This is a genomic window from Maribacter spongiicola, assembly GCF_052119685.1.
In the GTDB taxonomy this organism is placed as follows: Bacteria; Bacteroidota; Bacteroidia; order Flavobacteriales; family Flavobacteriaceae; genus Maribacter; species Maribacter spongiicola_A.
The window spans coordinates 68244-84207 of the sequence record NZ_JBGQOO010000012.1 but is presented as its reverse complement, the minus strand read 5'-3'; the positions used below and the strand labels follow the sequence as shown (position 1 = coordinate 84207).

The 15964-nt window shown below is 33.8% G+C and carries 11 protein-coding genes; 10 read left to right on the top strand and 1 reads right to left on the bottom strand.

The features are described from left to right. The first annotated feature begins 140 nt into the window (after positions 1-140). Both ACEN2N_RS15545 and lpdA read left to right on the top strand, forming a co-directional pair. The gene (locus ACEN2N_RS15545; RefSeq protein WP_441825173.1) at positions 141-599 is read left to right on the top strand and encodes an Lrp/AsnC family transcriptional regulator; all 459 of its coding nucleotides are present in this window, start codon (positions 141-143) and stop codon (positions 597-599) included. Between the two features lie 48 nt (positions 600-647). Further along, positions 648-2054: a dihydrolipoyl dehydrogenase gene (gene lpdA / locus ACEN2N_RS15540; protein ID WP_441825172.1), complete on the top strand. Its 1407-nt coding sequence runs from the start codon at positions 648-650 to the stop codon at positions 2052-2054. Between the two features lie 73 nt (positions 2055-2127). On the opposite strand, the gene ACEN2N_RS15535 is transcribed toward lpdA, so the two are convergent. Next, on the bottom strand, positions 2128-3312 hold the full coding sequence (locus ACEN2N_RS15535; RefSeq protein WP_441825171.1) for a heparan-alpha-glucosaminide N-acetyltransferase domain-containing protein: 1185 nt from the start codon (positions 3310-3312) through the stop codon (positions 2128-2130). A gap of 128 nt (positions 3313-3440) precedes the next feature. Here ACEN2N_RS15535 and ACEN2N_RS15530 point away from each other — a divergent pair, with 128 nt between their 5' ends. From ACEN2N_RS15530 to ACEN2N_RS15495, 8 genes are all read left to right on the top strand, one after another. Further along, a complete protein-coding gene (locus ACEN2N_RS15530; RefSeq protein ID WP_441825170.1) occupies positions 3441-3977 on the top strand; it encodes an NADPH-dependent FMN reductase in 537 nt (178 codons plus the stop codon). Between the two features lie 76 nt (positions 3978-4053). After that, positions 4054-5364, top strand: a complete 1311-nt coding sequence (gene tilS / locus ACEN2N_RS15525; protein ID WP_441825169.1) for a tRNA lysidine(34) synthetase TilS — start codon at positions 4054-4056, stop codon at positions 5362-5364. Continuing rightward, a complete protein-coding gene (locus ACEN2N_RS15520; RefSeq protein ID WP_441825168.1) occupies positions 5361-7325 on the top strand; it encodes a protein-disulfide reductase DsbD family protein in 1965 nt (654 codons plus the stop codon). Before tilS ends, ACEN2N_RS15520 begins: the two co-directional genes overlap by 4 nt. A 108-nt stretch (positions 7326-7433) precedes the next feature. Beyond that, positions 7434-9833: a penicillin acylase family protein gene (locus ACEN2N_RS15515; protein ID WP_441825167.1), complete on the top strand. Its 2400-nt coding sequence runs from the start codon at positions 7434-7436 to the stop codon at positions 9831-9833. Between the two features lie 143 nt (positions 9834-9976). After that, on the top strand, positions 9977-10708 hold the full coding sequence (locus ACEN2N_RS15510) for a hypothetical protein (RefSeq protein ID WP_441825166.1): 732 nt from the start codon (positions 9977-9979) through the stop codon (positions 10706-10708). A 5-nt stretch (positions 10709-10713) separates the two neighbouring features. Continuing rightward, complete coding sequence (locus ACEN2N_RS15505; protein WP_441825165.1) at positions 10714-13482, top strand: carboxypeptidase-like regulatory domain-containing protein; 2769 nt, start codon at positions 10714-10716, stop codon at positions 13480-13482. A gap of 7 nt (positions 13483-13489) precedes the next feature. Beyond that, positions 13490-14680: a DUF4249 domain-containing protein gene (locus ACEN2N_RS15500; RefSeq protein ID WP_441825164.1), complete on the top strand. Its 1191-nt coding sequence runs from the start codon at positions 13490-13492 to the stop codon at positions 14678-14680. A gap of 55 nt (positions 14681-14735) precedes the next feature. Then, positions 14736-15950, top strand: a complete 1215-nt coding sequence (locus ACEN2N_RS15495; RefSeq protein WP_441825163.1) for a DUF4249 domain-containing protein — start codon at positions 14736-14738, stop codon at positions 15948-15950. Positions 15951-15964: the final 14 nt, after the last annotated feature.

The following is a 15964-nucleotide window of genomic DNA, read 5'->3' as shown; positions in this document are numbered from 1 at the left end:
TTTAAGTAAAAATAGCGTTTGGTAGTAAATTTGTCAATATGAACTTATTTTATTAGATTTTAAAACTAATATTTAAAATTATTTAGAATTTTAATCTGTATTTTCTTAAATTTGATGGATTAATAAGAATTTCAATCACTATGAAGCTAGATCAAACCGATAATAGTCTTTTAGACCTTTTGCAAGCAGATAGTAAGAAAACGACGAAAGAATATGCTTTGAGATTAGGACTTTCAACAACCGCGATTTACGAGCGTATTAAAAGGTTAGAAAGAATAGGGGCGATAAGAAGTTATGTGGCTTTGGTAGATAAGGCAGTAGTTGATAGAAATTTCACTGTTTTTTGCCATGTTAAATTGGTACAGCATGTGAAGGATAATATTGCACAATTCGAAGCTCAGGTTATGCGTTTACAAGAAGTGGTAGAATGTCATCATTTAAGTGGCGATTACGATTATCTTTTAAAAATACACGTTCAAGATATGGAGGCGTATCGAAATTTTATGGTCAATAAATTAACGGCTATGAATCATATCGGTAGTACCCAAAGCTCTTTTACTATAAAAGAGGTAAAGCATTCTACTGCTATACCCCTTTAAAACTAAAAATAGTATTAATTTTGTAATACATTAGAAAACAAATATTTTATGGATCAATATGATGTAGCCATTATAGGCTCAGGACCTGGAGGATACGTAGCAGCAATACGTTGTGCACAACTAGGAATGAAAACCGCAATAATTGAAAAATATTCCACTTTGGGTGGTACGTGTTTAAATGTTGGTTGTATTCCTTCTAAGGCGATGTTAGATTCTTCTCATCATTATGAAGATGCTACCAAGCATTTTGAAGAGCATGGTATTGAAATTCCTGGTGAGATTAAAGTAAATTTAGAGAAAATGATTGCACGCAAACAAGGCGTTGTTGATCAGACCACCAAGGGAATTGAATTCTTGATGGATAAAAATAAAATTACCGTTTATGAAGGTATTGGTGGCTTTAAAGACGCTACGCATATCAATATCAAAAAGAACGACGGTAAAACAGAAGAAATTGAAGCGAAAAATATCATCATCGCTACAGGTTCTAAACCATCTACTTTACCTTTTATAAAATTAGATAAAGAAAGAGTAATTACTTCTACAGAAGCTTTAAAGCTTAAAGAAATACCAAAACATATGATTGTTATTGGTGGCGGTGTAATTGGTCTTGAATTAGGGCAGGTTTACAAAAGACTTGGTGCAGAAGTTACTGTAGTTGAATATATGGATCGCATTATACCTGGTATGGATGCTGCGCTTTCTAAAGAGTTGACGAAGGTGATGAAAAAGCAAAAAGTAAAATTTGCATTATCGCACAAAGTAAAGTCGGTTGAAAGAAATGGTGATCAGGTAATTGTTAAGGCTGACGATAAAAAAGGTCAAGAGGTTGTTTTTGAAGGTGATTATTGTTTGGTTGCCGTAGGTAGAAAACCATATACCGACGGATTGAATGCTGATGCTGCAGGTGTAAAACTTGACGAAAGAGGTAAAGTAATTGTTAATGAGCATTTGAAAACAAGTGCCGATAACATTTACGCTATTGGCGATGTTATTAAAGGTGCTATGTTAGCTCACAAAGCTGAAGAAGAGGGTACTTTGGTTGCTGAGATATTAGCGGGTCAAAAACCACATATCGATTATAACTTAATACCTGGTGTAGTTTACACATGGCCAGAGGTTGCTGCTGTTGGTAAAACAGAAGAAGAACTGAAGGAAGCAGGAGTGGAGTATAAAGTAGGTCAATTTCCTATGCGTGCTTTAGGTCGTGCTAGAGCTAGTTTGGATATCGATGGGTTTGTAAAGATTCTTGCCGATAAAAAGACCGATGAAGTATTAGGTGTGCATATGATCGGTGCACGTTGTGCCGATTTAATTGCTGAAGCAGTAACTGCGATGGAGTTTAGAGCGTCTGCTGAAGATATCTCTAGAATGAGCCATGCTCACCCAACCTATGCAGAAGCGGTTAAAGAAGCTGCGTTAGCGGCGACAGATGATCGTGCATTGCATGTTTAAATAATATAGAATAGTTTAGAAATAAAAAAGGCAGCCAATTGGCTGCCTTTTTGTTTTTTGATATTTTGGGAGTCTAGTTTTTAATTAAACCCAGAACACGTAATATTTTCTCTGTTACCGTTCTTAAAACTTCATAGGCGATGATTGCAAATTGCTCTAAGTATATTCTTGTAGACGATAAAATTGAACGTATGTTTACTTTTAATTCCGCTTTATGGTCTTCATATTTTAAAGCTAAATAGGTGCTTGCAATCATAAATAAAATTGCACCTGGTACAATAAAATACGGATTCAATGAATGATGAAAAAAGCGATATAGACCTACACCAGTAAAACTGCCGTATAAAATAATAAAATGAATAATATAGATAGATAAGGTGCTTTGACCTATTCTTAACCACGTTGCATTCATTAAAACTTTTCTTAGTAAAATGAATATGGAGAAAACAATTAAAACATCACCCAAACGAATGAACAGATAGTTATTGTCATTTATAGCCTGAAACAATTGTATACCCGTAACATCATAAACCGCAAGGAAAAAATCTGAAGAAAGAAACATAAGAATCAATCCTGTAGCGATGTACGTCGGTACTATGAAATTGTATAAATTTTTGTTGTCCTGATATTTAGAAAATAGTACGGACATGAAACTACCAATTGTAGCGTAGCCCAACCAAGGTATAATGGTAAAAACTGAACCATTTGCTTTCGTTAAGTAATTTGCGAACACTTGCGGTAAAAACTCAAAACTTGAAGCTTTATACATAGGTTCTAAAATGAACAGCAGTAGGGTAGTAGATACTAGTATGGTTGGAAAAATCCATTTTTGTTTTGCAAAAGTCAGAATGTAAAATCCGATAATGAATAATAGTGATAACCCTATGCAATGCAAAACATCTACTAAGTAGAAAGAATCATACACTTCACCTTTGAACAAGCCAAAGATGTTCATTCGTAAAAGGTAGGCGATGACCAATAATTCAAATCCGCGTTTAATTCCCTTTTTAACACGAGGATTCGCCCAACCGGTTTGTTTAGATCTAATTAACAAAAAAGTAAAGATGAATCCCGAGACGGTAAAGAACACCGGAGCTGTAATTCCTCTAAAATATTTCCAGGTATTGAACAACATATTAGAGTCGTCTCTGAAAGCATTATCAAGCAGACCATCAATAAAATGACCTTGTAACATCATTAAGATAGCCCATGCCCTAATGGCGTCTAAAAAAAACAATCTTGAATTAGAGTTGCTCATTATCACAATTATATCCTATATACTTATAAAACAGTATGTTTGGATGTTTCAAGGGGCAAAATTAGATAAAATATTCTAACGTTCACCCTATTTGAATTAAATTCGCAATCATACATTAAAATAGGTTTATGAGTTATGTTTTAGCATTTGCAGGTAGCAATTCTTCAGTTTCCATTAATTTTGAGTTGGTTAAGTATACAACTACCTTACTAAAAGAGCAAGAAGTTAGATTGAGAGATCTTTCTAAATATCCTTTTCCGATGTATAGTGAAGACACTGAAAAGGAAAGCGGATTCTCTAATTCTTTGGTAGAATTTAAGAATGAAATAGCCAATTCTAAAGGATTAATCATCTCTGTAAATGAGCATAATAGCTACCCGTCTGCATATTTTAAGAATACGATGGACTGGTTGTCTCGACTAGACATCAAGTTTTTGACGGATAAGAAAATTTTATTAATGGCTACTTCTAACGGTGGTCGCGGAGCTATGGGAGCTTTAGAAGTCGCAGAAAAAATGGTTGCTAGATTTCAAGGCACTGTGGTTGAATCTTTTTCTTTACCCCGATATAGTGAGAACTTTGATAAATTAAAAGGGATTACAAATGTCGAGTTGGCCAAAATTCATGCAGAGAAAGTAGCTTCTTTTGTAAAGTCTATTTCTTAACTATATAAAATTCGGCATAAGTTAAATAAACCTTAGGCTTCCCTATTAAACAGGGGGACTTCCTTACCTTTATTGCGTGTTAGAGGCATTCAAAAAACATATTGAAGATTCTTTTTCAGAATTATTAGATAGTAACTTCATCATCGCATGTAGTGGAGGTCTAGATAGTACTGTGCTTGTGGAGCTTTGTCATCAAGCAAATTTGAAATTTTCTATAGCACATTGTAATTTTAGATTGCGTGGCACAGCCAGTGATGGTGACGAGGCTTTTGTACGTGATTATGCCAAAAAGATAGAAAATGAGGTCTTTGTAACCCATTTCGATACGCTTGGTTATGTGAGTCAGCATAAAGTTTCTGTGCAAATGGCAGCTCGTGAGCTTCGCTATGCTTGGTTTGAGCAATTATTAAAAGAAAATTTGGGTACTTATCTACTAACTGCTCATCATGCCAATGATAATTTAGAAACGTTTATAATCAATTTATCGAGAGGTACAGGAATCGATGGATTAACGGGTATACCTGCTAAAATAAATTATGTACGAAGACCACTGTTGCCGTTTACAAGGCAAGAATTGGAATTTTTTGCAAGCGAGCAAAATATGAAATGGCGTGAAGATGCAAGTAATGCTGATGCTAAATATTTACGTAATAAAATTCGATTAGAGATAATTCCGAAGTTGAATGAATTGCATCCTACCTTTTCAGAAAATTTTAAAAATACGCTAGATTATTTACAGCAGACCGAAACAATTGCTTCGGCATACCTTAGCAAATTAAAAGAAGAACTCTTTATCGATAAAGGCGGTAGGTTTGAAATTGAAATCGCAAAACTGAAAGACTTACGTCCGCGTTCTACCTATTTACATGGATTGTTTAAGGAGTACGGATTCAAAGAAATGGATAATCTTGAAGCATTGCTAGACGGACTTTCGGGTAAGCAATTAGCTTCGAGTTCACATGTTTTGGTTAAGAATCGAGATGTATTGATTTTAACTTCGAACAAGGAAAGCAAATCGTATGATCTGGAGTATTTGATTACGGTAGATGAAGTACCTTTGAACCTTCCGTTAAACTTGAAATTTTCGGTGGTGCCTGAACGTTATGATAATACAGATACTGCAATATTCGTTCAAAAGAATGCATTAAAGTATCCGCTGATAGTAAGAAAATGGAAAACCGGCGACTATTTTTATCCGATAGGTTTAAATCGAAAAAAGAAATTGTCAAAGTTTTTTAAGGATGAGAAAATTGATGTTTTGTCTAAAGAAGAAACTTGGATACTATGCTCTGAAGGGCAAATTATTTGGGTTATTGGTATGCGCGCAGATCATCGTTTTAGAGTTGCAGATACCACTCAAGAGATTTTAAAAATAGAATTTACATGATGAGATTTTTTACTTTATTACTGTTTGCTATTGTATTGCCGTTAGGTGTTTTTGCACAAACAGAAGATGAGCCTGTCGTTTGGGAACAGAAGATTAATAAAATATCTGAATCGGAATATGAGCTGGTAATGCAAGCCAAAATCTTAGATGGCTGGCACATGTATTCTCAATTTACATCAGAATATGGTTCTTTGCCAAGCGAGTTTACCTATAACGGAAATGGCACTATATATGAACTTATTGATGGTACAGAAGAGAGTGCAACTATAAAAGAATTCAGTGAAATATTTGAGGTTGAAGAAACCTATTTTAAGGATAATGCAATCTTTACACAGCGTATTAGAATTGTAGATTCAGCAATAAATCAAATCGATGTTGACTTGTTTTTTCAAGTATGTAAAGAGGTTTGTATTCCTATGGATATGAAGTTCATCTTTACTTTAGATGGATCTGCAGCTGAAGCAGTTGTAGCGACTGTTGATGATAGAAGTTTAGCATTAGGGCAAGAATTACGATTAGATCTCAAGAACAGAGAATTACTAAATCAGGGGCAAGATAACATTGCCGAGACTACTAATATTTGGGTGATTTTCGGATTAGGTTTTCTTGGCGGATTAATAGCTTTGTTGACTCCATGTGTGTTTCCAATGATTCCGCTAACGGTATCATTCTTTACCAAACATTCTCAGAATAAATCCAAAGGGATTGTAAATGCATTGCTTTATGGCTTTTTTATTATTCTAATTTACTTTTTACTGAGTTTACCATTTCATTTGTTCGACTCAGTAGATTCTCAAATTTTAAATTCCATAGCTACAAATGTTTGGTTGAATTTGTTGTTCTTCGTGATCTTCATATTCTTCGCTTTTTCGTTTTTTGGATATTATGAATTGACCTTACCAAACTCATGGGCAAATAAAATGGATGATGCATCGTCTAAGGTTGGCGGAGTGTTAGGAATATTTTTTATGGCCGTTACATTGGCTATTGTATCTTTCTCGTGTACCGGTCCTATTTTAGGAGGATTATTAGGAGGTACTACTTTGGCAGAAGGTGAAGTGGCTACGAATCTTACTGCGGGTATGACCGGTTTTGGTGTTGCATTAGCATTGCCTTTTGCCTTATTTGCATTATTTCCTGCCTGGTTAAATTCACTTCCAAAATCTGGCGGATGGATGACTACGGTTAAAGTAGTATTGGGCTTCTTAGAAATTGGTTTAGCATTAAAATTCTTGTCGAATGCAGATTTAGTAGGTCATTGGGGTATTCTGAAAAGAGAAGTATTCTTAGGTATTTGGATTGTTTTAGGAATAGCAATGACATTGTACTTGTTCGGATTATATAAATTTCCGCATGATGGTCCGGTGAAAAAGTTATCTATGGGTAGAAAAGTTGCTGCCTTTATAAGTGCTGCATTTACTATTTATATGATATTGGGTGTAACTAATATTACGAACCTAAAATTGTTAAGCGGCTTTCCGCCACCAGAGTTCTATAGCGTTTTTAAGCAAGAAAGCGATTGCCCACTAGGTATTGATTGCTTTAAAGATTTTAATGAAGGTCTTGCGTATGCGAAAGAGGTAGATAAACCTATTTTATTAGATTTTACGGGTTGGGCTTGTGTCAACTGTAGAAAAATGGAAGAGAATGTTTGGAGTGATGCCGAAGTCTTCCCAATTATAAAAGATAACTATGTGCTTATTTCATTGTACACTGATGATCGAGAAGAGCTGCCCTCAGCTGAACAATTTAATTTTCAGTATGATAGCGGTCGAGTTAAGGAAATTTCTAACATTGCCCAAAAATGGGGAACCTTTCAAGATGTAAATTTCAGCTCTATCTCTCAACCATTTTACGTATTGCTTTCTCCAGATTTGAAAGTGTTGAATACCTCTATTCAAAATTCAGATGTACCAACCTATAAAAACTGGTTGCTAGAGGGTTTGAAAAATAATAATTGATAGATCGATTTTGTAAGGTGTTAACTACTTCTCAATAAAAAGCAGAGCTGCGAGGTGTTTAATGTAAAAAATAGTTTTAACTTGGGACCGATTCCCCCAAACTGAACTATGAAAGCATTAAAAAAAATAGGAGCGTTCCTGTTGGTTATTGTTACCCTTCTGATCATTGTTGTCGGAGTATTTGCCTATACTTTAAAACCAAATTATTCTGGTGAAAAAGAATTGGTAAACCTTCAAAAAGAGGTTACCGTCTACTATGATGAATACGGTATTCCCCATATTTACGGTGAAAATGAAAAAGATGCCTTTAGAACTTTAGGCTATGTGCATGCGCAAGATCGTTTGTGGCAAATGGAACTTTTACGAAGAATTGCCAGTGGTGGTTTATCAGAAGTTTTTGGTGCAGATTTAATTGGAACAGACAAATTCTTTCTATCACTTGGTATTGCAGATGCATCTAAAACGTCTGCCGCTAATGCGGATTTAAGTGATGCCGGAGTAATATTATCAAAAGCATACTTAGACGGTATTAATCAATTTATTAAAGAAGGACCTACACCTGTTGAGTTTTACCTGACAGGTATCGAAAAGAAAGAATTTGTTTTAGAGGATGTCTATAATACTATTGGCTATATGGCTTTTAGTTTTGCTATGGCGCACAAGACAGATCCTCTTTTGACTACCATAAACACCAGACTTGGGACTGAATACTTGAATGATTTACATGTTAGTTCAAATGTTGAAACGGAATGGATAAAGAATTATAATCCGTCGCAGTCAGACTCTATTCAGAATAACCTAACTGCAGCGGTCAATAAAGCATTAGGTGCATTAGATATTCCGTTATTTGAGGGCAGTAATAGTTGGGTAATCGCACCTGAAAAAACTAAGAACGGCAAGGTTATTTTAGCTAACGACCCTCATATTGGCTTCGCTCAGCCGTCTGTTTGGTATGAAGCTCATATTGAAACACCGACGTACTCAAAGTACGGGTATCATATTGCAGGTATACCATTTCCGCTATTAGGGCATAATAGAAAGGTCGCTTACGGTATTACCATGTTCGAAAATGATGATGTGGATTTCTATTATGAGCAGAACAATCCAGAAAACGAGAATCAATACTTATCTGAAAATGGATATGTAGATTATGAAATTATTACAAAGAGTTTCAAAGTAAAAGATTCGTCTGAAGTTGAATTTTCATATAAAAAATCGAATCACGGTCCAATTTTAAACGGAATTGCAGATCAAGTGCAAGGTGAAAGACCAATTGCCATGTCATGGTTATATACTCAAATAGATAATAAAGTTATAGACGCTTTATTCGGTTTAAGCCATTCTAATAATCTTACGGAATTTAAGACCGCTCTACCAAAAATTCATGCACCTGGTTTAAATATAATGTATGGTGATGACCAGGGTAATGTTGCATGGTTTGCCACAGCCCAGCTTTATAAAATTCCCGATTCGATAAATACAAAATTGATTTTTGAAGTAGGTGAGGGACTTCCGGTAGAAAAAGAATTCATTAGTTTTAATGAGAATCCGCAGGCAATAAATCCACCGAATAATTATGTATACTCAGCCAACAATCAACCAGATTCTATTGCAGGTATGTTATACCCAGGTTACTATCTGCCTGAAAATAGAGGAAAGCGAATTGTACAGTTGTTAGAACCCAAGAATGATTGGGATTTAAATGCTGCAAGTGAAATGATTACAGATGTTATTTCAGCCGTAGATCCCGAAATAGTTACCAATTTATCTAAATATCTAGATGTTTCATTATTAAGTGAAAACGGATTAAAAGCTATCGACAGTTTAAAAATGTGGACAGGTGATTATGAGTTATCATCAATAGAGGCTACTATTTATAATAGATGGGTGTATTACTTTCTAGAGAATACGTTTGAAGATGAATTGGATAAAGAGCTTTTTAATCAGTTTTTAGAGACCCATTTTACCAAAAGATTAATAGCACCATTATCTAAGGACGAGGAGTCTGTTTGGTTAGATAATGTAAATACTACCGATGTTCAAGAAACCATGGCGGATATCGTAAATAGCTCTTTCATGGAAGCAGTAGAGTCTTTAGAAAAAGACTTTGGCAATAATATGGATTATTGGCGATGGGATAGAGTGCATAGTATTGAGCATCCTCATCCTATTGGTCAAATAGCAGCCTTGCGTTCTTTCTTTAATGTAGGTCCTTTTCCGGTGAATGGTACGAGGGAAGTTATTAATAATATGGCGTTTTCCTATGATGCTACTGGTTTTTATAAAACCACCTCGGGTCCTTCTACTAGAAGACTTATAGATTTCTCTGATGTGGAGAATAGTATTAGCATTCTGCCTACTGGGCAGTCTGGTAATCCGTTTAGTAAGCACTATAGAGATCAAGCAGAAATGTATATCAACGGGGAGTTTCGTAAAATGATGATGAATGAGGTTGAGATTAAAAATACTGCCAAATCAATTCTTGTGTTTAGGTCAGAAAGTAATTAATTAAGTATCATTTATGTTAATTTTATGAACTTAATTTAGTGAAATCATTAAACTTTAGAATATTCTTATTTTTTAATTTTAAAAACGTGATTTGGTTTAGGTATTTCTAATTTATTGTTAATTTTAAAACAATAACCAAACCTATGAAAACCAACCAACTAATACCTTTGCTGATTTTGGCTTTAATGACAACTATTAATGTGATTAGTCAAGATTTGCAAAAAGAACCGAAATTTTATAATTGGTTCGATGATAATGTTGTTAGATATAATACTTCTCTCTTCAACGGACTCGAATATATAGAGTTATTTAGAACTATAAACGAAAGACATAAGTTTTTTGATAGTAGTGAATTTCAATTTGGATCAATTGTTTATGATTATCAATTTTATAATCAAGTTCCTTTAAAGTATGACTTAAATACTGATGACATACTTTTTAATGTAGGGTATAATTATGATTACCCGACTTTAATTCTTCATAAATCTAAAATTGAAAGTTTTCAAATCAATAAGAGTAATTTTATCCAAATTAATACTATTGGAGATAATGTTGAAATGAATGGTTTTTACCAAGTTTTATTAAAAAAACTGCCATTAAAACTACTTAAAAAGAACAAGAAAAAACATTTTAAGCGAATAAAGGGTAACACAGTGTATTATGAGTTTGATTATGATAATAGCTACTATGTAGAGTATCATGAGAAATTTTATCCAATAGGTTCGAAAGGGGATGTTATTAGAATGTTGCCTGAAAAGAAAGACTATATAAATGAATATTTTAATTCGGCTTTAAAAAAGGCTGATGAAGATAATTTTTGGATTAGTTTTTTTGAAAAATTAGCAGTTACATTTAATACCCAAAACGAAGAATAAGGTATATGAGAAAGTTTATAAAATTACTCATGCTTTTATTAAGTGTTGGGGTATTTGCACAAGAAAATGAGGTAAAGTATAGTTTTCAAATAGAGAATAAGAGTATTTTAAATGTTCTTGAAGAAATTGAAAATAAAGCTGGTGTCACTTTCTATTTTGATAAAAAGTGGTTAGAAGAAAAAAATTATTCTGGAATTTTCACTAATGAAAGTATCGAAACTATTTTAGATACGATGTTTAAAGAAACAAATTTAAATTTTTTTAAATTGAACGAGACCAAAATAATTCTAACTCAAAATAATATCATTTATAAAGAGTTGCCCGAAGGTTTTTTTGGAAGAGAATTAGATACATTAGAAGAGATTAAAAACTACACTAGAATAACTAGTAATCCCGTGTTTTCGAATATCGAAGCTTCTAATAAAAATTCAATTACTAGAACGGTTCGTATTGGTAAAGAAAATTTGACAAATGCAAAAAGTGCGTATACTATTAAAGGGTATGCAAGAACGGCAGAACAAGGTCAACCAATTTCAAATTTATCAATCATTTTAAACGGAAGAAACTCTAGTACTGTTACAGATGATAATGGTTATTATGAATTAGAAGTACCAATGGGTACAAATATTCTTAAAACTAGCTCTTTAGGTATAGAATCTTCTACCACCAGAGTGATTGTATTTAATGATGGTGATTTAAATTTTAATTTAAATGAAAGTGTTGAATTTTTAGATGAAGTTGTTGTTGAGGCAAATGCAGCAAAAAATGTAGAAGAAGCATTATCTGGTAGTACAGAATTGAATGTAGAAGAAACAAAAAATATTCCGTTAGTTCTTGGCGAGCGTGATGTTTTAAAAGTTGCAACGACACTACCGGGTATTTCAACCGCTGGTGAAGGAGCTGCAGGTTTTAATGTTCGTGGTGGTAGTACGGATCAAAACCTAATTTTGTTAGATAATGCTGTAATGTATAACCCATCTCACTTTTTTGGTATTTTTCAAGCATTAAATCCATTTACAACCAAGGATCTTAAAGTATTAAAAGGTGGTATACCAGCCCAATATGGAGGGCGTCTTTCTTCTGTTTTTGATATTACTTCTAAAGATGCAAATAATGAGAAATTTGCAGGAGAAGCAGCTGTGGGGCCGGTAACATCTAATGTAGCTTTAGAAATACCTGTTGTAAAAGGTAAATCTGGTTTATTGGTCGGTGGTCGAGGAACCTATTCTGGTTGGATTTTAAGATCACTAAAAGATGAATCTTTAAGTAATAGTCAAGCTTCATTTTATGATGCCATTGCTAAGTATACGCATGTCGTAAACGACAAAAATACCGTAAAAGCCATGGGGTATTATAGTGATGATGCTTTTAGTATAACATCAGATTCTGTTTATGGGTATAACAATAGACTTCTTTCTTTTCAATGGGATCATCAATTTAATGAAAAGAATACGGGTAGTTTAATTGTTGCCAATAGTAACTACAAATTTAATATTGGCTACGAAGGCAATTCTGATAGTAATTTTGACTTGGGTTTTGTAGTTGATGAAACCGAGGCCAAGTTTAAGTTTACTTATTTACATAGTAAGGCACACAAGTTTGATTATGGTCTTTCTGCTAAATTATATAAGGTACAACCTGGTAATTTAGAGCCAAATGGGGAAAGTTCAATCGTAGAGGAAAAGATTATTCCTTCTGAAAAAGCAATTGAAGCGGCACTTTATGTCTCAGATAATTTTGAAATTAACGATAAGCTCCTCATAGATATAGGTTTGCGGTATTCTATGTTTACATCATTGGGTGTAGCAAATGTTCGCATTTATGAAGAGAATATGCCTAAGAATGATGAAACCTTAGTGGAAACTGTTTCTTATGATAATAATGGAGTGGTAGAAACGTATGGTGGACCGGAAGTAAGACTTTCTGCACGGTATTTTTTAGGACAAGATTTATCTGTAAAAGCTAGCTATAACACTACATACCAATATATACACAGGTTATCGAATACAACAACGATTAGCCCTATAGATACATGGAAGCTATCTGATAATAATATAAAGCCACAAAAAGGAAGACAATTCGGTCTTGGGTTTTATAAGAATCTAGAAGGTAATCAATACGAGATAAGTTTAGAGGGGTATTATAAAGAGTCAGATAATTTTTTGGACTTTAAAGTTGGTTCAGAACTGCTATTGAATGAAACTATAGAAACAGAAACCCTGCAAGGCGATGGTCAAGCATATGGGGTAGAATTTCTAATTCGAAAAAATTCAGGTAAACTTAATGGATGGTTAGGGTATACTTACTCTAGATCTTTCTTAAAATTAGATAGTGATTTTGCTGAAGAGCGTGTAAATAACGGAGAGTACTTTCCAACCAATTATGATAAGCCTCACGACTTTAGCGCAGTAATGAACTATAAACTAACAAAGAGATATAGTTTTTCTGCAAATCTTTCTTACCAAACAGGTAGACCTGTAACATACCCAGTAGCACGCTATAATTTTAATAACTCAGAGTATGTAGTGTATAGTAACCGTAATGAGTTTAGAATACCAGATTATTATCGATTAGACCTAGGTGTGAATATAGAAGGGAACCATAAGAAAAACAAGTTAGCCCATAGTTTTTGGAATATTTCTGTCTATAATGTCTTAGGTAGAAACAACCCATATTCGGTTTTCTTTGTTACAGAAAATGGCGAGTTGAAAGCATATCAAAGTTCAATATTTTCAATTCCAGTACCTACGATTACCTATAATTTTAAATTTTAATCTTTTAATGAAAGTGTATACAGCAATAATAGAAAAAGGGCTAATGGCATTGATCATTGGGCTTTCTATGGCTAGTTGTATAGACCTATTTGAACCAGAAGCTATAGATTTTAAAAGTGCCATAGTGATAGAAGCTACAGTTACCGACGAGAACAAATACCAAGAGATTTTGATTTCTAGAACATTTGCTTTAGATACTACAGGTATTTATGGTGAAGGTGGCGCAAAAGTAGCAGTAACCGATACCAATGGCACCGTTTATGATTTTGAAGAAAAAGAAGAGGGTAAGTATGTTTCTAATAGTTCATTTGCAGCACAGGCAGGTTTAGGCTATAGCTTATCTGTAACTACGGCAGATGGTAATCTTTATTCATCAGATGTATTTGTAACTCCCAACCCAACAAAAATTGATAACCTCTATGCTAAGCGCGGTTTTAAGGATGATGGTGTTAATGAAGGTATGTTCATTTATATAGATAATTTTGACCCAACTGGAGATAATAAATATTACAGATATGAATATGAGGAAACTTACAAGATTATTGCTCCATTTTGGACCAATAAAGAAACTTATTTAACTGATGAGGGATTGGTAGATGTAAGATTACGAGAAAAAGAAGAGGAAGTTTGCTACAATACCAGTTATTCAACCAATTTAATTATAGCTAGTACAGTTCAGTTTTCTGAAAATCGTATTTCTAAATTTCCAGTGAGGTTCATTGATAGAAATGATTATATATTATCGCATCGATATAGTATTCTTGTAAGGCAGTATGTGCAATCATTACAGGCGTTTAATTATTATGAAGATCTTGAAAAACTGTCAGGTTCAGAAAGTTTATTTTCCCAAGTACAAACAGGTTTTTTGGAAGGGAATATTATATCGGTAAATAATAGACAAGAGTTGGTAATTGGCTACTTTGAGATAAGTTCGATTTCTGAGAAGAGAATATTTTTTAATTATACTGATTTTTTTGAAGGAGAAGAATTACCTCCTTTTGTAATTGAATGCCCATATTTATCCAATGTGGCGGCATTAGTAACAGATATTGAAAGAGATGCGACAACGTATTGGGATGAAAACAACGGTCAGTATGGGGCTTTCTTGAAGCCGGCGCCTTGGATATTCGTAGACTCGCAATGTGGAGATTGTACTAAATTAGGAAGTATTATAAAACCAGATTTTTGGATGGATTAATTGAAGATAATGTTGTTGAATAGAGATGATAAATAGAATGATATTAAAGGGAAGCATGCAAACAATTAAACAAATAGTTGTGATGTTGATTATGGGACTATTGATGCAGAATTGTATAGACCCGTTTGAAATAGAAACTACAGAATTTAAAAGTGCGTTGGTAATTGAAGGAACCATTACTGACCAGTTGGAAACACAGCGTATTTTGGTTTCTAGAACTTTTCCATTAGATACGGTGTTAATGACAGGTTTAAGTTCAGCGAAAGTTAATGTGGTAGATAGCAATGGTGGGGTTTTTAGCTTTAGTGAAGCATCATCTGGGGAATATGAGTCTAACAGTCCTTTTGCAGCAATATCTGGGGTTTCTTATACTCTAAAAGTTGAAACAGCAGATGGTAATAGTTATACATCAGAAGAAACTGCAGTTCCAGCAAAGACAAACTTGGATAATTTGTATGCCGTTAGAGATTTTAAAGATAATGGTGCAGAAGAAGGTATGTTTATATATGTAGATAGTTACGACGCTACTGGTCAATCTAAATACTATAGATATGAATATGAAGAAACATATAAGATTATAGCCCCTAATTGGAGCGCTTCAGATGCATATATTGTTTCTCCTTTGCCATCTCCCGAAGTTGCAACAAGATCAAAAACAAAAGAGGAGCAAGTTGCATATAATACTGTTTTATCAAATTCAATTATTCAGGAAAACACTACTGACTTAGGAGAAGATCGCATTAACAAATTTCCAGTTCGTTTTATAAATCGCGAGAATTTTATATTATCACACAGGTATAGTATTCTAGTTAAACAATTTGTACAGAATAGGGCAGCATATTCTTATTATGAAACACTTCAATTACTCTCTGGAACGGAAAGTTTGTTTTCCCAAAGACAATCAGGTTTTTTAGAAGGCAACATAAAATCAGATACCAATGCGGATGAAGATGTTGTTGGGTTTTTTCAAGTAAGTACCGTTACTGAGAAAAGAATATTTTTTAATTACACCGATTTTTTCCCTGGAGAAAATTTACCTAAATATCCAGTAGATTGTACCTTGGTTTCACCACCTATTATAAATGAAGCAGGTGCTTCGCCATTACTTGTTGCAATAGAATTGGAGATACTAAAGTATGTTGAAGATTATGACCAAGAAACCAATCCTTTAAGTTTAAGTGAATTTGGTCCTTTTTTAATGGTTGCTGCACCATGTGGTAATAGCACATTTTATGGTAGTGCTGAAGTGCCAGAGTTTTGGGTAGAATAATAGAGTATAACAAT

Excerpts from the sequence above, each read along its gene's own strand:
- ACEN2N_RS15510 (WP_441825166.1), top strand. The coding sequence starts at position 9,977 with ATGAAAACCAACCAACTAATACCTTTGCTGATTTTGGCTTTAATGACA.
- ACEN2N_RS15495 (WP_441825163.1), top strand. The coding sequence starts at position 14,736 with ATGCAAACAATTAAACAAATAGTTGTGATGTTGATTATGGGACTATTG.
- ACEN2N_RS15535 (WP_441825171.1), bottom strand. The coding sequence starts at position 3,312 with ATGAGCAACTCTAATTCAAGATTGTTTTTTTTAGACGCCATTAGGGCA.
- ACEN2N_RS15520 (WP_441825168.1), top strand. The coding sequence starts at position 5,361 with ATGATGAGATTTTTTACTTTATTACTGTTTGCTATTGTATTGCCGTTA.
- ACEN2N_RS15505 (WP_441825165.1), top strand. The coding sequence starts at position 10,714 with ATGAGAAAGTTTATAAAATTACTCATGCTTTTATTAAGTGTTGGGGTA.
- ACEN2N_RS15515 (WP_441825167.1), top strand. The coding sequence starts at position 7,434 with ATGAAAGCATTAAAAAAAATAGGAGCGTTCCTGTTGGTTATTGTTACC.
- ACEN2N_RS15545 (WP_441825173.1), top strand. The coding sequence starts at position 141 with ATGAAGCTAGATCAAACCGATAATAGTCTTTTAGACCTTTTGCAAGCA.
- lpdA (WP_441825172.1), top strand. The coding sequence starts at position 648 with ATGGATCAATATGATGTAGCCATTATAGGCTCAGGACCTGGAGGATAC.
- ACEN2N_RS15500 (WP_441825164.1), top strand. The coding sequence starts at position 13,490 with ATGAAAGTGTATACAGCAATAATAGAAAAAGGGCTAATGGCATTGATC.
- ACEN2N_RS15530 (WP_441825170.1), top strand. The coding sequence starts at position 3,441 with ATGAGTTATGTTTTAGCATTTGCAGGTAGCAATTCTTCAGTTTCCATT.